Source organism: Streptomyces sp. NPDC026659 (genome assembly GCF_040638245.1).
Lineage (GTDB): Bacteria > Actinomycetota > Actinomycetes > Streptomycetales > Streptomycetaceae > Streptomyces.
The window spans coordinates 667382-685056 of sequence record NZ_JBEZXY010000001.1 but is presented as its reverse complement, the minus strand read 5'-3'; the positions used below and the strand labels follow the sequence as shown (position 1 = coordinate 685056).

General features: G+C 70.7%; 19 protein-coding genes. 15 read left to right on the top strand and 4 right to left on the bottom strand.

Annotation, left to right across the window (positions count from 1 at the left end; genetic code table 11):
• The first annotated feature begins 106 nt into the window (after window positions 1–106).
• Window positions 107–1021: a HipA family kinase gene (locus AB0E91_RS02980; RefSeq protein WP_361774191.1), complete on the top strand. Its 915-nt coding sequence runs from the start codon at window positions 107–109 to the stop codon at window positions 1019–1021.
• 64 nt (window positions 1022–1085) lie between these two features.
• Window positions 1086–1406 (top strand): SelT/SelW/SelH family protein, encoded by a 321-nt coding sequence (locus tag AB0E91_RS02975; RefSeq protein ID WP_361774188.1) that lies wholly within the window; start codon window positions 1086–1088, stop codon window positions 1404–1406.
• Window positions 1407–1408: 2 nt separating this feature from the next.
• Here AB0E91_RS02975 and aceB read toward each other — a convergent pair whose 3' ends face one another.
• A complete protein-coding gene (gene aceB / locus AB0E91_RS02970) occupies window positions 1409–3034 on the bottom strand; it encodes a malate synthase A (protein WP_361774186.1) in 1626 nt (541 codons plus the stop codon).
• Between the two features lie 116 nt (window positions 3035–3150).
• On the opposite strand from aceB, the gene AB0E91_RS02965 reads away from it, so the two are divergent.
• Complete coding sequence (locus AB0E91_RS02965; RefSeq protein ID WP_361774183.1) at window positions 3151–3534, top strand: hypothetical protein; 384 nt, start codon at window positions 3151–3153, stop codon at window positions 3532–3534.
• Window positions 3535–3576: 42 nt separating this feature from the next.
• On the opposite strand, the gene AB0E91_RS02960 is transcribed toward AB0E91_RS02965, so the two are convergent.
• The gene (locus AB0E91_RS02960; RefSeq protein WP_361774180.1) at window positions 3577–4188 is read right to left on the bottom strand and encodes a nucleotidyltransferase family protein; all 612 of its coding nucleotides are present in this window, start codon (window positions 4186–4188) and stop codon (window positions 3577–3579) included.
• Between the two features lie 209 nt (window positions 4189–4397).
• Here AB0E91_RS02960 and allB point away from each other — a divergent pair, with 209 nt between their 5' ends.
• Genes allB through AB0E91_RS02945 form a run of 3 tightly spaced genes read left to right on the top strand, consistent with a single transcriptional unit; the run spans window position 4398 to window position 7138 of the window.
• Window positions 4398–5729 carry an allantoinase AllB gene (gene allB, locus AB0E91_RS02955; protein ID WP_361774177.1) on the top strand — a complete coding sequence of 444 codons (1332 nt, stop codon included), beginning with the start codon at window positions 4398–4400 and terminating at the stop codon, window positions 5727–5729.
• Between the two features lie 44 nt (window positions 5730–5773).
• Window positions 5774–6895, top strand: coding sequence for an allantoicase (gene alc, locus AB0E91_RS02950; RefSeq protein WP_361774174.1), 1122 nt, complete (start codon window positions 5774–5776; stop codon window positions 6893–6895).
• A 9-nt stretch (window positions 6896–6904) separates the two neighbouring features.
• Window positions 6905–7138, top strand: coding sequence for a hypothetical protein (locus AB0E91_RS02945; protein ID WP_361774171.1), 234 nt, complete (start codon window positions 6905–6907; stop codon window positions 7136–7138).
• A 128-nt stretch (window positions 7139–7266) separates the two neighbouring features.
• Here AB0E91_RS02945 and AB0E91_RS02940 read toward each other — a convergent pair whose 3' ends face one another.
• Window positions 7267–7791, bottom strand: coding sequence for a nuclear transport factor 2 family protein (locus tag AB0E91_RS02940; RefSeq protein WP_361774168.1), 525 nt, complete (start codon window positions 7789–7791; stop codon window positions 7267–7269).
• Between the two features lie 214 nt (window positions 7792–8005).
• Between AB0E91_RS02940 and AB0E91_RS02935 the strand changes: the two genes are divergently transcribed.
• From AB0E91_RS02935 to AB0E91_RS02925, 3 genes are all read left to right on the top strand, one after another.
• Window positions 8006–8632: a dihydrofolate reductase family protein gene (locus AB0E91_RS02935; RefSeq protein WP_361774165.1), complete on the top strand. Its 627-nt coding sequence runs from the start codon at window positions 8006–8008 to the stop codon at window positions 8630–8632.
• Between the two features lie 141 nt (window positions 8633–8773).
• Window positions 8774–9169, top strand: a complete 396-nt coding sequence (locus AB0E91_RS02930; protein ID WP_361774162.1) for a ribonuclease domain-containing protein — start codon at window positions 8774–8776, stop codon at window positions 9167–9169.
• A 609-nt stretch (window positions 9170–9778) separates the two neighbouring features.
• On the top strand, window positions 9779–10330 hold the full coding sequence (locus AB0E91_RS02925; RefSeq protein WP_361774159.1) for a hypothetical protein: 552 nt from the start codon (window positions 9779–9781) through the stop codon (window positions 10328–10330).
• Between the two features lie 493 nt (window positions 10331–10823).
• On the opposite strand, the gene AB0E91_RS02920 is transcribed toward AB0E91_RS02925, so the two are convergent.
• Complete coding sequence (locus tag AB0E91_RS02920; protein ID WP_361774156.1) at window positions 10824–11864, bottom strand: Gfo/Idh/MocA family oxidoreductase; 1041 nt, start codon at window positions 11862–11864, stop codon at window positions 10824–10826.
• Window positions 11865–11993: 129 nt separating this feature from the next.
• On the opposite strand from AB0E91_RS02920, the gene AB0E91_RS02915 reads away from it, so the two are divergent.
• The 6 genes from AB0E91_RS02915 to AB0E91_RS02890 all read left to right on the top strand — a co-directional run bounded on the left by AB0E91_RS02915 (window position 11994) and on the right by AB0E91_RS02890 (window position 17635).
• Window positions 11994–12731, top strand: a complete 738-nt coding sequence (locus tag AB0E91_RS02915) for a GntR family transcriptional regulator (RefSeq protein WP_361775138.1) — start codon at window positions 11994–11996, stop codon at window positions 12729–12731.
• A gap of 212 nt (window positions 12732–12943) precedes the next feature.
• A complete protein-coding gene (locus AB0E91_RS02910; RefSeq protein WP_361774153.1) occupies window positions 12944–13960 on the top strand; it encodes a sugar ABC transporter substrate-binding protein in 1017 nt (338 codons plus the stop codon).
• Window positions 13957–15024: an ABC transporter permease gene (locus tag AB0E91_RS02905; RefSeq protein WP_361113381.1), complete on the top strand. Its 1068-nt coding sequence runs from the start codon at window positions 13957–13959 to the stop codon at window positions 15022–15024. Before AB0E91_RS02910 ends, AB0E91_RS02905 begins: the two co-directional genes overlap by 4 nt.
• A complete protein-coding gene (locus tag AB0E91_RS02900; RefSeq protein ID WP_361774149.1) occupies window positions 15021–15812 on the top strand; it encodes an ATP-binding cassette domain-containing protein in 792 nt (263 codons plus the stop codon). The genes AB0E91_RS02905 and AB0E91_RS02900 overlap by 4 nt, the downstream gene beginning before the upstream one ends.
• Window positions 15813–15911: 99 nt before the next feature.
• A complete protein-coding gene (locus tag AB0E91_RS02895) occupies window positions 15912–17057 on the top strand; it encodes an ROK family glucokinase (RefSeq protein WP_361774146.1) in 1146 nt (381 codons plus the stop codon).
• Window positions 17054–17635, top strand: coding sequence for a sugar kinase (locus AB0E91_RS02890; protein ID WP_361113390.1), 582 nt, complete (start codon window positions 17054–17056; stop codon window positions 17633–17635). The genes AB0E91_RS02895 and AB0E91_RS02890 overlap by 4 nt, the downstream gene beginning before the upstream one ends.
• Window positions 17636–17675 lie beyond the last annotated feature (40 nt).

Below are 17675 nucleotides of genomic sequence, written 5' to 3'. Positions count from 1 at the left end.
TCCCGCCTGGTTATGCTCACTTGATGATCGGGGAGATTTTCCCGGGTCGTACCGTGTGGGAGCCTGCCGTGGAACGTGAGGCGAACGAGCCGAGGGGGCTTGGAAGATGCTGAGGGAGGTCACCGCCACCCGCTATGTCGCCCCCCTGCGGTCCGGAGGCTCCGTACCCGGAGTCGTCGAGGCCGACGACCTGGGGACCTATGTCACGAAGTTCACCGGCTCCGCCCAGGGACACAAGGCCCTGGTCGCCGAGGTGATCGTCGGGGAGCTGGCCCGCGCGCTCGGTCTGCGCTTCCCCGAACTGGTCCTGGTGCACTTCGACCCGGCCATCGCCGCCGACGAGCCCCACCAGGAGGTGCGCGAGCTGCACGGCGCCAGCGCGGGCGTCAACCTCGGCATGGACTACCTATCCGGCGCCGTCGACCTCACCCCCGAGCTGGCCCGCGACTTCCCCGTGGACCCGCTGGAGGCGGGCCGGATCGTCTGGCTGGACGCGCTGACCGCCAACGTGGACCGCACCGTCCACAGCTCCAACCTGATGCTCTGGCCCACGCGCGGCACCGTGCCCCCGCGCCTGTGGCTCATCGACCACGGCGCCGCCCTCGTCTTCCACCACCGCTGGGACACCACCGCGCCCGGCAAGAAGTACGACTTCCGCCACCACGCCCTCGGCTCCTACGGCCCCGACGTACGGGCCGCCGACGCCGAACTGGCCCCGCTGGTGACCGAGGAACTGCTGCGCCGCGTCGTCGCCGAGGTGCCGGACGCCTGGCTCGCCGAGGACGCGGGCTTCGCGACCCCGGACGACGTGCGCGCCGCCTACGTCGACTACCTCCTCGACCGCGTCCGGTTGTCCGAGCAGTGGCTGCCCACCGACTTCCCCAGCCGCGAGGAGATCGCGGCCGAGGACGCCGCGCGCGCGGCGCGTACCCAGCGGGGCCGTCCGGACTGGCTCAAGGCGGTTCCCGATCTGCACGGCAGACCGGCGGCGCAACAGGACTGGTCGGTGCATCTCCAATGATCGATGCGTCCGCAGTGATCAGTGCGTCCGCAGTGTTCGGCGTATCCGCAACGAGGGGGCCGCGATGAGCCGTGTCGTGATCGAGTACTGCACCCAGTGCCGCTGGCTGCCCCGCGCGGCCTGGCTGGCGCAGGAACTGCTCACCACCTTCGAGAGCGAGCTGACCGAGCTGGCCCTCAAGCCCGGCACCGGCGGCGTCTTCGTCGTCCGGGTCGACGACGAGGTGGTCTGGGACCGCCGCGAGCAGGGCTTCCCCGAACCCACGGCGGTCAAGCGGCTGGTCCGCGACCGGGTGGCCCCGGGCCGCTCCCTCGGCCACTCGGACGGTCACTCGGACAAGGGAGGCGACCAGGCCCCGAGGTCAGCCCCTGAGGTCAGCCCCTGAGGTCAGCCCTTGAGGTACTGGTAGGCGGGCAGCGTCAGGAAGTCCGCGTACTCCGCGTCCAGGGCCACCTGGAGGAAGAGGTCGTGCGCCTCCTGCCAGCGGCCTGCGGTGAACGCGTCCTCGCCCAACTCCTCGCGGATGGCGTCGAGTTCAGCGGCGGCGACGGAGCGGACCAGCTCGGGGGTGGCCCGCTCGCCGTTCTCGAACTCCACACCCGCGTTGATCCACTGCCAGATCTGCGAGCGCGAGATCTCCGCCGTGGCCGCGTCCTCCATGAGGTTGAAGATGGCCACCGCGCCCAGACCGCGCAGCCACGCCTCGATGTAACGGACGCCCACCTGAACGGCGTTGACGAGACCGCCGTACGTCGGCCGCGCCTCCAGCGTGCCGACCGCGAGCAGGTCGCCCGCCGTCACCCGGACGTCCTCACGCAGCCGGTCCTTCTGGTGCGGGCGGTCGCCGAGCACCTTGTCGAAGGACTCCAGGGCGATCGGCACCAGGTCCGGATGTGCCACCCAGGAACCGTCGAAACCGTCCCCCGCCTCACGGTCCTTGTCCGCGCGCACCTTCTCGAAGGCGACCCGGTTGACCTCCGCGTCCTTGCGGGACGGGATGAACGCCGCCATCCCGCCGATCGCGTGCGCGCCCCGCTTGTGGCAGGTGCGGACGAGGAGTTCGGTGTACGCCCGCATGAACGGCGCGGTCATCGTGACCGCGTTGCGGTCCGGCAGCACGAACTCCGGCCCGGCGTCACGGAAGTTCTTGATGAGGGAGAAGAGATAGTCCCAGCGGCCTGCGTTCAACCCCGAGGCGTGCTCGCGGAGTTCGTAGAGGATCTCCTCCATCTCGAACGCCGCCGTGATCGTCTCGATCAGTACGGTGGCCCGTACGGTGCCGCGCGGGACGCCCAGATACTCCTGCGCGAACACGAACACGTCGTTCCACAGCCGGGCTTCGAGATGCGACTCGGTCTTCGGCAGATAGAAGTAAGGCCCCTTGCCGAGTTCGAGCAGCCGCCGCGTGTTGTGGAAGAAGTACAGCCCGAAGTCCACGAGCGCCCCGGGCAGCGGAGTCCCGTCGGCGCCGACGAGATGCCGCTCGTCCAGGTGCCAGCCGCGCGGCCGCATCACGACGGTCGCCAACTCCTCGTCCGGGCGCAGCGCGTACGACTTCCCGGTGCGCTCGTCCGTGAAGTCGACCTGGCGCGCGTAGGCGTCCATCAGGTTGAGCTGTCCGAGGACCACGTTCTCCCAGGTGGGGGCCGAGGCGTCCTCGAAGTCGGCCAGCCAGATCCGGGCGCCCGAGTTCAGCGCGTTCACCGTCATCCGGCGGTCGGTGGGGCCGGTGATCTCCACCCGCCGGTCCTCCAGCGCGGGCGGCGCGGGGGCGACCCGCCAGTCCTCGTCGGCGCGTACGTCCGCCGTCTCCGGCAGGAAGTCCAGCGTGCCCGTCCGCGCGATCTCCTCCCGCCGCCCGGCCCTCCGTGCCAGGAGCTCGTCCCGCCGGGGAGTGAAACGCCGGTGCAGCTCCCCGAGAAACGCCAGCGCCTCCCCGGTCAGCACCTCCTCCTGCCGGGGCAGCGACGGAGCATCCACGACCGTGGGCGGGGACGACGCGGGTGCGGACATGAGCGGTCACTTCCTCAACTCACGGACGGTCGCTTCTGAGATGCGGATCGTAGGTTTTTCCCGGGGGAACCTCAACGGGTGGGGGATCTTCGGCGGGGCGTGAGATCGTCGTGCCCATGATCGAGTCCTGGGTGATCGCCGACGACGGCACCGCTCCGGTGGCGGCCGGGACGGTTCGGGAGGCGCTCCGGGAGCGGATCGGCCGTGGACGCCTCGAGACGTGGCTGGTCGGTTCGTCCGGCCGGTCCTTGGTGGTGCTGACGAACACCGAGCGGGCTCTGGTCATGCTGCTCGCGGACGAGGGCGACCCCGGGGAGCACGCCGTGGACCCGGAAGCCCGGGGGGCGAGTGCGGGGTTCGTGTCGGCCAACGGGCAGTACGACGCGTACCCGAACGCGGACACCGTGCCCCTCGGGGAGGCGTTGAGCATCGTGGAGCACATCGTCCGCGACGGGACGTGGCCCCCGGCGCACACTGGGTCGCTGATCGCTGATCGCTGATCGCTGATCGCTGATCGCTGATCGCCGATCGCTGATCGCCGATCACTGCAGCCGGTCCAAGTCCGCTTCCGTGTCGATGTCGTACGCCTCCGCCACGTCCCCGCACTCCACGAGTCTGATGTCCGCCGTGTGCTCCCGCAGATAGGCCCGCGCGCCCCGGTCGCCGGTGGCGGTCGCCGCGACGCCCGGCCAGTGCGCGGAGCCGAGGAGTACCGGGTGTCCTCGTACGCCGTCGTAGGCCGCCGACGCGAGGGAGTGCTCGTCCGTGAACGCGGCCAGGACCCGGGCGGCCGCCGCCGGGCCGATGCCCGGCTGGTCGACCAGGCTCACCAGGACCGCACGCGCGCCCGTACCCGCGAGGGAGCGGAGTCCGGCGCGGAGGGAGGAGCCCATGCCGTCGGGCCAGTCGGGGTTGTCGACGAGGACGCAGCCGTCGAGCCGGGCGCGCTCGCGCACCTCGGCCGCCTGTGCGCCCAGGACCACATGGATCGGCGTGCACCCGGCCGCGCGCAACACTCCGGCCGCGTGCTCGACCAGGGGCCGCCCCCGGTACGGCAACAGCGCCTTGGGACGGCCGCCGAGCCGGCTGCCGCCGCCGGCGGCGAGCAGCAGGCCGGCGATGTCGGCGTGGGGGGCCGGGGAGTGCGGTGTCATGGGTGCTGCATACCCGGCATCCGGGTCCCTGTCTCGTACCCGTCACTCGCGCCGTATCCCCGCACCCGCCACTCCCGCCACACCCCGCACCCTTGACGCCGCACCGCCCGCCATGAAGACTCCTTCAACAGAACGTTGAATTCCGTTACATGGGCGTAAATCCCGTTTCCGGAATGTGAACCGCCTGTCGACGGCCGAGAGGGGTCCGGGTGTCCGACGCCGAACTGGCGCTGCGTTCGACGCACGTCGTCACGCCGGAGGGGGTGCGGGCCGCCACGGTCACCGTCGCCGCCGGGACCGTCACCGCGGTGCTGCCGTACGACGCGCCGCTCCCGGACGCGACCCGGCTGGAGGAGCTGGGCGACCACGCGCTGCTGCCCGGCCTGGTCGACACCCATGTGCACGTCAACGACCCCGGCCGGGCGGAGTGGGAGGGCTTCCGCACCGCCACACGCGCGGCGGCTGCCGGGGGCATCACCACCCTCGTGGACATGCCGCTCAACTCCCTCCCGCCGACCACGACTACGGCCCACCTGGAGGTCAAAAGGGCGGCAGCGCACGGCCGTACGCACATCGACGTCGGTTTCTGGGGTGGCGCGCTGCCCGGCAACGTCAAGGATCTGCGCCCGCTGCACGAGGCGGGAGTCTTCGGGTTCAAGGCGTTCCTGTCGCCGTCCGGCGTGGACGAGTTCCCGCACCTGGACCGGGACCAACTGGCCCGCTCGCTCGCGGAGATCGCCGGATTCGGCGGTCTGCTGATCGTGCACGCAGAGGACCCGGCCCGGCTCGCCGACGCACCCGCCGGGGCGGCGTACGCGGGTTTCCTCGCCTCCCGGCCGCACGCGGCCGAGACCGAGGCCATCGCCCAACTCATCGAGCAGGCACGGCGCTTGGACGCGCGGGTGCACGTACTCCACCTCTCGTCCGCCGCCGCGCTCCCGCTGATCGCCGCCGCCAAGGCCGACGGCATCCGCCTCACCGTGGAGACCTGCCCGCACTACCTCACCCTCACTGCCGAGGAAGTCCCGGACGGGGCAAGCGAGTTCAAGTGCTGCCCGCCCATCCGCGAGGCCGCCAACCAGGACCTGCTCTGGCAGGCGCTCGCCGACGGCACGATCGACTGCGTGGTGACCGACCACTCCCCGTCCACCGCCGACCTCAAGACGCCGGACTTCGCGACCGCCTGGGGCGGCATCTCCGGCCTCCAGCTGAGCCTTCCGGCGGTGTGGACCGAAGCGCGCCGCCGGGGCCACGGCCTCGCGGACGTGGTCCGCTGGATGTCCGCGCGCACCGCCGCCCTGGCCGGTCTCGACCGCAAGGGCGCCATCGCGCCCGGCCGCGACGCCGACTTCGCCGTCCTCGCCCCCGAGGAGACCTTCACCGTGGACCCGGCCCGGCTCCAGCACCGCAACCCGGTCACCGCGTACGCGGGCAGGACACTGCACGGCGTGGTGAAGTCGACCTGGCTGCGTGGCGAACGGGTGTACGCGGACGGCGAGTTCACCGAGCCGAGAGGCCGCCTTCTCACCCGTACCCGATGAGCCCCCGCGTCCACGACGAGCCCCGCGTCAGCGAAAGGAACCCAGTGACGGCGCCCCGATTCACCGGCCCCGCAGCCCCGTTCGGCGGCGGCGACCCCTATGCCGACTACCGCACCGCCGACTTCCCCTTCACGACGTACCCCGACCTCGCCGACCGACGGCTCGGCGCGGGGGTCGTCGCGGCGAACGACGAGTTCTTCGCCGAGCGGGAGAACCTGCTCACGCCCGGCCGGGCCGTCTTCGACCCCGGGCGCTTCGGCCACAAGGGCAAGGTGATGGACGGCTGGGAGACCCGGCGGCGGCGCGGTACGGACGCCGGGCACCCGTGGCCCACCGCCGAGGACCACGACTGGGCGCTGATCCGCCTCGGCGCGCCCGGGGTGATCCGGGGGATCGTCGTGGACACCGCCCACTTCCGGGGCAACCACCCCGAGGCCGTCTCCGTCGAGGCCGCCTCGGTGCCCGGCACCCCGTCACCGGAGCGACTCCTCGGCGACGACGTGAAGTGGACGACGCTCGTCCCGCGCACTCCGGTCGGCGGCCACGCGGCCAACGGCTTCGAGGTGTCGGCGCGGCAGCGCTTCACCCACCTGCGCCTCAACCAGCACCCCGACGGCGGAATCGCCCGGCTGCGGGTGTACGGCGAGGTCGCCCCGGACCCCGGGTGGCTCGCGGCACTCGGCACCTTCGACGTCGTCGCCCTGGAGAACGGCGGCCGTGTCGAGGACGCCTCCGACCGCTTCTACTCCCCGCCCGCCCACACCATCCTGCCGGGCAACTCCCGCCGTATGGACGAAGGTTGGGAGACGCGCCGGCGCCGCGACCGGGGCCACGACTGGATCACCTACCGTCTCACCGCCCAGTCGGAGATCCGGGCGATCGAGATCGACACGGCGTATCTGAAGGGCAACAGCGCGGGGTGGGCGTCGGTGTCGGTACGGGACGGTGAGGACGGCTCGGGCGCCGACTGGGTCGAACTCCTGCCCCGCACCCGGCTCCAGCCCGACACCCGCCACCGCTTCGCCCTCCCGGCCCCGGCCGTCGGCACGCACGCGCGCGTGGACATCTACCCCGACGGCGGCATCTCCCGGCTCCGCCTGTACGGCTCGCTCACGGAGGCGGGCGCGTCCCAACTCGCGGCGCGCCACCGGGAACTGGGCGGCTGACTGGGCGTCGTGCGCCGGCGGGTCGAGCACCCTGACCCCGACTCGCTCTCGGCAGGACCGCTGCTGGACGCGTGGAACTTCTCCGACGACCTCTCCCACAGCCTGAAGGCCGACCCACCTCTGCCCCCGCAGGGGGCCGGTGACGGAGCCTGGACGGACGAGGAGATCGCGGCCGTGCGCGAATTCCTCCGCGCGGGGCTTAATCTCTGGGAACTGGCCGTCACGTCTTCGGTGGCATCGTAAACAATTCTCCGGTGACATGGAGAGCGCTTGTTCCGGAATTCCGGTGACAGTTTTCGAATGTTCCCGATATTCGTGCGCACGCACACGCGAACGCCCGTCGGTCGGAAAAACACCGCACCGGAAAAGCGCTACATCGGCCCCGTTCCCGCCGCGACGAGTCCCGCCACCGGGGCCACATGGCGGCGGCTGATGAGCCAGCGGCCGTCCTCCTGCTCGAAGTCGTCCTCCACGAGGCCGATCACGGTCCAGTCGGCGGGGCGGGGCCGGCCGTCGGGGGTGCGGATGGTGTTCCAGTGCCAGACCGTGGCGTAAGACTGCAGGTGGGGGCGGTTGCCGGTCCACTCGATGAGGGTCTGGCCGAGGACGTGGGCGACCGTGGGCTCCCGCCGCCGGGGGCGCCCCGCCGACGTGAAGGCGGTGAATTCGTCGCGTCCATGGAAGCGCTGGGTGGGCCCGGGCATCACGTCGTACTCGATCAGGGCGTCCTTGGTGAAGCAGTCGACGAGCTGTTCGTAGCGGCCCGTGTCCACCAGCCGGAAGAACGTGTAGAAAGTCCGGTAGATCTCCCGCTCCGCCGCGATGGTGGCGAGAAGATCGTCGTTCATGGAGGCCATGCCGGTCCTTTCCGGGCCGCCGGACGAGTTTCCGCTCATGATGCTACGGAATTTCCGGGCCGTGGGGTGCGATATCGGCCGTTCTTGGTGCGACTGGACACGGTGGGTGCGTTATCGGGGTCGTTGATTTCCCCGGCCCTGCCGCCGTGCCCGCTCCCGGCACCGATGAGTTGCGGGCGGAGCCGGGGTCTGCACCGTTGACATGGGCGGCCCCCGGCCGCCGACGGACCCCTGCATCGGAAGAAGGCACCTCATGGCCACGCTCGTCTCCACCGTCTTCGTCAGCCTGGACGGTGTGTACCAGGGGCCCGGCGGCCCGCAGGAGGACACCAGCGGCGGCTTCGCCCAGGGCGGCTGGACCGTACCGTTCTCCGACCCGGACTTCGGCGAGTTCATCACCGAGGTCTTCGAGGGCCCCGAGGCCTTCCTGCTCGGCCGTCACACGTACGACATCTTCGCCTCGTACTGGCCGCACGTGACCGACCCCGACCACCTGATCGCGGCGAAGCTCAACGGCCTCCCGAAGTACGTCGTTTCGGCCACCCTCCAGGACCCGGCCTGGCACCGCACCACTGTCCTCTCCGGTGACCTGGCCAAGGAGATCCGCGCGCTCAAGGAGAGCACGGAGGGGCAGATCCAGATCCACGGCAGCGGCGCTCTGGTCCGCGCCCTGGTCAACCTCCGCCTCCTCGACACCCTCCACCTCGCGACCTTCCCGGTCGTGCTCGGTGCGGGCCGCCGCCTCTTCTCGGAGGGCGCCGTACCCACCCGCTTCCGCCACACCGCGGGCCGCGTCACCGGCACGGGCGTCTCCATCCAGACGTACGACGTGGCGGGCGACCCCGAGTACGGCAGCTTCGAGCTGTCCGACGAGGTGTGAGACAGGGGCCGGAGGGGCGTGGGACGGGGCCGAAAGGCCCCCTCCCGGGAGGTTAACTCCGTGAGAACTCATCGGACCTGACGGGAAAATCCACATCTTTGTCATTGACATGCCCACGTCTACGCGCGTCATCATGAGGGCATGAGATTCCCCCCACGAACGTCTCGCGTCGGCGCCGCCGCCGCGCTGCTCTCGGCGCTCCTCGTCGGCGGCACGGTCGCCACCGGCACGGCGGACGCGGTCACCGCGTCCGTCGGCAGCATCTGCTACGGCGACCTGCCCTCGCAGGCCTACGACACCCTGGAACTCATCGACCAGGGCGGCCCGTTCCCCTACTCCCAGGACGGCGTCGTCTTCCAGAACCGCGAAGGCGTCCTGCCCGGCCAGTCGTCCGGCTACTACCACGAGTACACGGTCAAGACCCCGGGCGAGTCCACCCGCGGCGCCCGACGCATCGTCACCGGCAAGGCGTACGAGGAGGATTACTACACCTCCGACCACTACGCCACGTTCGACCTGATCGACTTCGGCTGCTGACCTCCCCCCACACGACCCGCCCGGCGACCCCTCCCCCCACGCTTGGGGTCGCCGGGCGGGTCTGTGTCCGGCCGCATGCGCCATGCTTGCCCCATGACCGCTAAGGGGTGGGCCATAGCCGTCGTCGCCTGGAGTGTGCTCACCGCGCTGTTCGTGGGGACAGCGATGTGGGCCAGGGCTCTGGGGCTCGTGCGGTTGGGACTGGCGGGGGACGAGGTCCGGATTCGTCTCACGCAGTGCCAGCCGAGGGGCGGAGGTCGCGGAGGGAGCTACGCCGAGTGCTCTGGTCAGCTTGTGGGTGACCTGAGCGGGCGCACTGTGACGGTGCGCCATGACGGCGAGCAAGGGGAGGTGGTGCCCGCCGCCAGGACGCCGTGGGGAACCTTCGAGGTGGTGGACACCAGTGTCACGTCCTGGGGGACGGCGGTTCTGTCTCCGCTGCTGCCTCTCGGAGCTGCGGTGTTGACCGCCTATGGCGCCTTGGCATCCAGCCGCCGAGGAACCGGGCGAACGGCACCCGGCGTGCCGTGAGGCGCCTGAGACTCGGTGCCGTGGAGGAGCACCTCACGGGCGTGCCGCTCCCACTCCGCGCGCTCGTAGAATTCGGCCATGCTGCTGGTCAATGGCGGAGAAGCCATGGTTGACGCTCCCGTACTGCGCACGGGCGGAGTGCCACTCGTTCCGGAGGGATTCGTGTGGCCGGATTGCCGTGAGTGTGGCGAGCCCATGCAGTTCCTCGCTCACCTGCCCCTCGATGAGGGGGCAGTCGCGGTCTTCTTCTGCCAGAGCGACCCGGGCATGTGCGACGACTGGGACGCCACCGCCGGTGCCAACCGCGCCTTCGTGTTCAGCGGTGGACTGTCGGCGGCCACCGTCCCCGCCGAGGGCGCCACGATGCTCGGTGCGGTGACCGCCCTGCGCCCTCACTCGGCCGACACCCCAACCGCGGAGCCCGTTCTGGGGCGGCTGGGTGGCGAACCCGACTGGATCCAGAACGACGAGACCCCCGACTGTCCCTCCTGCGCAACCCGTATGGCATTCACCGCCGAACTCGAAGAGGGATCCGACTTCGCGACCTCCGCCAACTTCGGCGGAGGCGGCCGAGGCTACGTCTTTCACTGTCGGCCCTGTAGCGAGGCCGCCTTTCTCTGGCAGACATGATGGCCACCTGAAGGCAGCCTGGACGGCGTGACTCCTGCCATGATCCGGCCTCATGACTGACCGTTCGCTTTCCCCCTGGCGTTGACGAGGTCCGCTCGGCGTCGGCAATGGCTACTTCCTCGACCCGGCGAGTCACGTACTCCTGCGACTCCAGGAGTACGGCGCTGTCGACGTCGGCGCGGATCAGGAGGCCCACGGTCTGGTCATCGGCTCGAACGACGGCGGCCTGTCCTACGTCGTGGGCCCTGATGGTTCGGTTCACCGGACGCGGACGGCGTCGCTGGACGAACCGGAGCTCGACAAGGTGGCCGATGATCTGCGGCGGTTTCTGGAACTGCTGGAACGATGCCTGACACGGTTCGTCGCCGACGGCGAGCCGGGATCTCTGTAGGCCGGTCCGCGCGGCCCCTTGCGACGTGTACGGAAGCAGAACCGGCGGAGCCCCCTGGTCGCCGGGCGACGAACCGTGGAATCAGGGGGTCCGCCACGGGCCCTACACCCTGAGCGCGCCCCCCTCGTAAGCCGCCCCCAACCGGTCCGGCACCTCCGCCAGCGCCACCGCCCGCCGCTCGCGCCGTGACGTCTCGCACGCCTCCGCGATCCGCAGGGCCTGGAGGGCCTCGCGGCCGTCGCACGGGTTGGGGAGTTCGCCCCGGACCACCTCCACGAAGGCGCGCAGTTCGGCCTCGTAGGCCGAGCCGAAGCGCTCGAAGAAGCCGCTCCACGGCTTGTCGCACGGGGGCGGGCCGGTCGGTTCCGTGGAGGCGACCGGGGTGCGGTCGTCCAGGCCGACCACGACGGTGTCCCGTTCTCCGGCCAGTTCCATGCGGACGTCGTAGCCCGCGCCGTTCAGGCGGGTCGCCGTCGCGGTGGCGAGGGTGCCGTCGTCCAGGGTGAGGACCGCCGCGCCGGTGTCCACGTCACCGGCGGCGCGGAACATGGGCGGCCCGGCGTCGGAGCCGCTCGCGTAGACGTCGGTCACCTCGCGCCCTGTCACCCAGCGCAGGACGTCGAAGTCGTGGATCAGGGTGTCCCGGAACAGACCGCCGGACAGCGGCAGCCATTCCGGCGGGGGCGGCGACTGGTCGGAGGTGAGCGCCCGCACGGTGTGCAGACGCCCGAGTCTGCCGGAGCGTACCGCCTCGCGCGCGCCCACGTAGCCCGCGTCGAAGCGCCGTTGGAAGCCCATCTGGAGCACCGTGCCGGCGGCCTCGACCTCCGCGAGGGCGCCCAGGGTGCCGGGCAGGTCGAGCGCGATCGGCTTCTCGCAGAACACCGGCAGCCCCGAGCGTGCCGCCCGCCCGATCAGTTCGGCGTGCGCGGACGTCGCCGTGGTGATCACCACCGCGTCCACGCCCCACTGGAAGACCTCGTCCACCCCGGGCGCCGCCGTCTCGCCCAGGCGGTGTGCCAACTCCTGTGCCCGTAACGGATTCGTGTCCGTCAGGATGAGCGATCCGACCTCCCTGTGGCGGCTGAGCGTGTTCGCGTGGATGGTGCCGATGCGGCCCGTACCGATGACCCCGATGCGCATGGAAACAAAGTGGAGGGCCGTCCTGTACTTGTCAATCAATATGTCCGGACAATCGGACTTCACGACTTCCCGTCAACCGGGCACCGGACTACGCTCGGGCCCGTGCCGAAACCAGATGTGGACCCGACCGTGGCGCTCGACCTCCGTGTGGACCGCGGCTCCCCGGTCCCGTTGTACTTCCAGCTCTCCCAGCAGCTGGAGGCCGCCATCGAGCGCGGCGCGCTCACCCCGGGCAGCCTGCTCGGCAACGAGATCGAGCTGGCCGCGCGGCTCGGCCTGTCCCGGCCCACCGTCCGCCAGGCCATCCAGTCCCTGGTCGACAAGGGGCTCCTGGTGCGCCGCCGGGGCGTCGGCACCCAGGTCGTGCACAGTCAGGTCAAGCGCCCGCTGGAGTTGAGCAGCCTCTACGACGACCTGGAGGCGGCCGGGCAGCGCCCCGCGACCAAGGTGCTCGTCAATACGACGGTGCCCGCGTCCACCGAGGTCGCCGCCTCGCTCGGACTGCCCGAGGGCAGCGACGTCCACCGTGTCGAGCGGCTGCGCCTCGCGCACGGCGAGCCGATGGCGTACCTCGTCAACCATCTGCCGCCCGGCCTGCTCGACCTCGACACCGCCCGCCTGGAGGCGACCGGCCTCTACCGGATGATGCGCGCGGCCGGGATCACCCTGCACAGCGCCCGCCAGTCCATCGGCGCGCGCGCCGCCGCCCCCGCCGAGGCGGAACGGCTCGCCGAGGCCGAGGGCGCCCCCCTGCTCACCATGAGACGCACCACGTACGACGACACCGGCCGCGCCGTCGAGTACGGCGACCATGTCTACCGTCCGGCCCGCTACTCCTTCGAATTCCAGCTCCTCGTCCGGTCCTGACCGTCCGGATTTCGGGTGCGTATGTGTCTGAATGTCCGGACACAATGACCGTAATAGGTGCCCCGGGCATATAACGAGTGTTCCGTATGTTCGATACTGAAGTGTTTGGGGCAGGTGACGGCACCGCCGGGACGAACCGACGGAGTGCTCGCCCGCCCCTCTCGCATGTTGGAGCACGGTCCAGTTACGCACGCAAGAAGGAGCACGGCCTCGTGGCACGGTTTCGGACCCGGGTGGGCACGGCGATGGCAGGGGCACTCGGTGTGATCGCCTGTCTGTCGCTCGCCGCTTGTAGCAGCACCGGCGGCAAGCGGGCCGAGGACGCCCGCAAGGCGGCGGCGGCCCAGGGCAGGTCGGCGGTGAACACCCCCCGCTGGACCTTCGCGATGATCACCCACTCCGGAGACGGCGACACCTTCTGGGACATCGTGCAGAGCGGCGCCAAGCAGGCCGCGATCAAGGACAACATCAACTTCCTGTACTCGCACGACGACGAGGCCCAGCAGCAGGCGCAGCTGGTCGACGCCGCCGTGGACAAGAAGGTCGACGGCATCATCGTCACCCTCGCCAAGCCCGACGCGCTCAAGGCGGCCGTCGCCCGCGCCGAGAAGGCCGGCATCCCTGTCGTCACGGTGAACTCCGGCTCCGCCGACTCCAAGAAGTTCGGTGCCCTCACCCATGTCGGCCAGGACGAGACCATCGCCGGTGAGGCCGTCGGCGACGAGCTGAACAAGCGCGGCCGCAAGAAGGCCCTGTGCATCCTGCACGAGCAGGGCAACGTCGGCCACGAACAGCGCTGCGACGGTGTCGCCAAGACCTTCCACGGCACCGTGCAGAAGCTCTACGTCAACGGCACCAACATGCCCGACGTGCAGTCCGCGATCGGGGCCAAGCTCCAGGCCGACCGGTCCGTGGATGCCGTCGTCACCCTGGGCGCGCCGTACGCCGACACCGCCGCCAAGGCCAAGCAGGACGCGGGCAGCAAGGCCGAGATCGACACCTTCGACCTCAACGCCAAGGTCGCCGCCGAGCTGCAGGACGGCACCCTCGGCTTCGCCGTCGACCAGCAGCCCTATCTCCAGGGCTACGAGGCGATCGACCTGCTGTGGCTGTACAAGTACAACGGCGACATGCTCGGCGGCGGCAAGCCCGTCCTGACCGGGCCGCAGATCATCACCAAGGACCAGGCCGCCGCGCTCGCCGAGTACACCCAGCGGGGCACCCGATGAGCGTGAACACCGAGGCCCCCGCGCCGCCGGGCCCCGACAGCCCGTCCGCCGACGAACGCCTGCTGCGGACCTCCCCGCTGCGCAAACTCCTCGCCCGCCCCGAGCTGGGGTCGGTCGTCGGCGCCCTCGCCGTCTTCGTGTTCTTCGCGTGCGTCGCCGGAGGGTTCCTGCACGCGTCGAGCCTCAGCACGGTCCTCTACGCCTCCTCGACCATCGGCATCATGGCGGTGCCCGTGGCCCTGCTGATGATCGGCGGCGAGTTCGACCTCTCGGCGGGCGTCATGGTGACGTCGTCCGCGCTGATCTCCTCGATGTTCAGCTACCAGATGACGGCGAACGTCTGGGTCGGCGCGGGCGTGTCCCTGCTGGTCACCCTCGCGATCGGCGCCTTCAACGGCTTCATGCTGACCCGCACCAAGCTGCCCAGCTTCATCGTCACGCTCGGCACATTCCTGATGCTGACCGGCATGAACCTCGGCTTCACCAAGCTGATCGACGGCACCGTCTCCACCAAGACCATCGCCGACATGGAGGGCTTCCCCAGCGCCCGTGCCCTCTTCGCCTCGACGCTCACCGTCGGGGGCGTCGACTTCAAGGTGACCATCCTGTGGTGGCTCGCCCTTGTCGCCGTCGCCTCCTGGGTGCTGCTGCGCACCCGCGTCGGCAACTGGATCTTCGCCGTCGGCGGCAACGCGGACGCGGCCCGCGCGGTCGGCGTGCCCGTCGCCAAGACCAAGATCGGCCTCTACATGGGCGTCGCCTTCGGCGCCTGGATCTCCGGCCAGCACCTGCTCTTCTCCTTCGACGCCGTCCAGTCCGGCGAGGGCGTCGGCAACGAGCTGATCTACATCATCGCGGCCGTCATCGGCGGCTGTCTGATCACCGGCGGCTACGGCAGCGCGGTCGGTTCGGCGGTCGGCGCGCTCCTGTTCGGCATGACCAGCAAGGGCATCGTCTTCGCCGAGTGGAACCCCGACTGGTTCAAGTTCTTCCTCGGAGCGATGCTGCTCCTCGCGACCCTGCTCAACACCTGGGTCCGCAAGCGTGCGGAGGCCACGAAATGACCGTGACCGAAGAGCGCGTGCCGCTCGTCGAGCTGACCGACGTCAGCAAGCACTACGGCAATGTCCGCGCCCTGGAGGGCGTCTCCCTGGAGGTCCACGCCGGGGAGATCACCTGCGTCCTCGGCGACAACGGCGCGGGCAAGTCCACCCTGATCAAGATGATCGCGGGACTGCACCGCCACGACGGCGGCACCCTGAGCGTCGAGGGCGAGGAGACCCGGCTCACCTCCCCGCGCGACGCCCTGGACCGGGGCATCGCCACCGTCTACCAGGACCTCGCCGTCGTCTCCCTGATGCCGGTCTGGCGGAACTTCTTCCTCGGCTCCGAGCCGCGCAAGGGCCGGGGCCCCTTCCGCCGCCTCGACATCGAGCACATGCGCCGCACCACCCGCGCCGAACTGCTCCGCATGGGCATCGACCTGCGCGACGTGGACCAGCCCATCGGCACCCTCTCCGGCGGTGAGCGCCAGTGCGTCGCCATCGCCCGTGCCGTCCACTTCGGCGCCAAGGTCCTCGTCCTGGACGAGCCGACCGCCGCACTGGGCGTCAAGCAGTCCGGTGTGGTCCTCAAATATGTGGCCGCCGCCCGTGACGAGGGCCTCGGCGTCGTGCTGATCACCCACAACCCGCACCATGCGTATCTGGTCGGCGACCGGTTCGTGCTGCTGCGGCGCGGCACCATGGTGGGTAATCACACACGTGACGAGATCACCCTGGACGAGCTCACCAAGCAGATGGCGGGCGGCGCCGACCTCGACGCCCTGGTGCACGAACTCCAGCGCGGCTGACGGGGACGGGGAGCGTGTCCGTGGCGTCCATGGTCGCGCGCGCTCCCTTATCCCGCCTTGACACCATGTACCTCGCCCGTTGAGGCAGAATCGACGACGATGAGCACCTACCGCGACCTCACGGCCCCCATCGGTTCCCGCCGAGCGCCCGTACTGCGGACCGTCGGCACCCGGGAACGCCGTTCGCATCTCACGGCTCCCCGCGTGCCCACCGTCGGCATCGACATCGGCGGCACCAAGGTCATGGCGGGCGTCGTGGACGCCGACGGCAACATCCTGGAGAAGCTCCGCACGGAGACCCCGGACAAGTCCAAGAGCCCCAAGGTCGTCGAGGACACCATCGTCGAACTGGTCCTGGACCTCTCCGACCGGCACGACGTGCACGCCGTCGGCATCGGCGCGGCCGGCTGGGTCGACGCCGACCGCAACCGGGTGCTCTTCGCCCCTCACCTGTCCTGGCGCAACGAACCGCTGCGCGACCGCCTCTCCGGCCGCCTCTCGGTGCCGGTCCTGGTGGACAACGACGCCAACACCGCCGCCTGGGCCGAGTGGCGCTTCGGCGCCGGACGCGGTGAGGACCACCTCGTCATGATCACCCTCGGCACCGGCATCGGCGGCGCCATCCTGGAGGACGGCCAGGTCAAGCGCGGCAAGTTCGGCGTCGCGGGCGAGTTCGGCCACATGCAGGTCGTCCCCGGCGGACACCGCTGCCCCTGCGGCAACCGCGGCTGCTGGGAGCAGTACAGCTCCGGCAACGCGCTCGTCCGCGAGGCCAAGGAGCTGGCCGCCGCCGACTCGCCCGTCGCCTACGGCATCATCGAGCACGTCAAGGGCCAGATCGGCGACATCTCCGGGCCCATGATCACGGAGCTGGCCCGCGAGGGCGACGCGATGTGCATCGAGCTGCTCCAGGACATCGGCCAGTGGCTCGGCGTCGGCATCGCCAACCTCGCCGCCGCCCTCGACCCCTCCTGCTTCGTCATCGGCGGCGGCGTCAGCGCCGCCGACGACCTGCTCATCGGCCCCGCACGGGACGCCTTCAAGCGCCAGCTCACCGGACGCGGCTACCGCCCCGAGGCCCGTATCGCCCGCGCCCAGCTCGGCCCCGAGGCGGGCATGGTCGGCGCCGCCGACCTCGCCCGCCTGGTCGCCCGCCGCTTCCGCCGCGCCAAGCGCCGCCGGGTCGAGCGGCACGAACGCTACGAGCGGTACGTCCAGGGCCGCCGGGACCGGGACACCGTATGACCACCTCGCTGCCACACCAGGCGGCGTCGCCGGACACCCCGCACGCCCCCGCCGAGGACCCCGGCCACCGCGTCCGTCGCCGCGCGCTCACGCTGCTGATCATCGTGCTGCTCATCGGAGTGCCGGCGGGCTATCTGGTGATCTCCGCCAACCAGAGCCGCGACAGCGGCAAGGACAAGGAGGCGAAGTACTCGGCCACCGGCCTCACCCCGGGCTGGCCCTCCAAGGTGCAGCGCCGCCTCTACCAGGTCGCCGTCCCGCGCCCCGCCGACTACCTCGCCTACTACGAGACCAACAACTGGAAGACCAGCCGCCTCTACGTGCAGTTCCGCACCAACGACGCGGGCCTGGACAGCTTCCTCGCCACCATGGGCCTGCGCCGCGACGAACTGAAGAAGGGCGACCTCACCATCGGCGCCCGCGACCGCAAGGTCTCCGGCTGGAACTTCGCGGGCCCCGGCCCCTGGGTCGGCGCGAGCCGCACGCAGAAGAACCCGGCGCCCACCCAGGACGTGGTCGTCAACCTCTCCGACCCGCGGTTCCCGATGGTCTACGCGGTCTCCCGCACGGTGCCGTGACCGGCCTCCGGCCCTCGCCGGAGCCGATTGTCAGACCCCG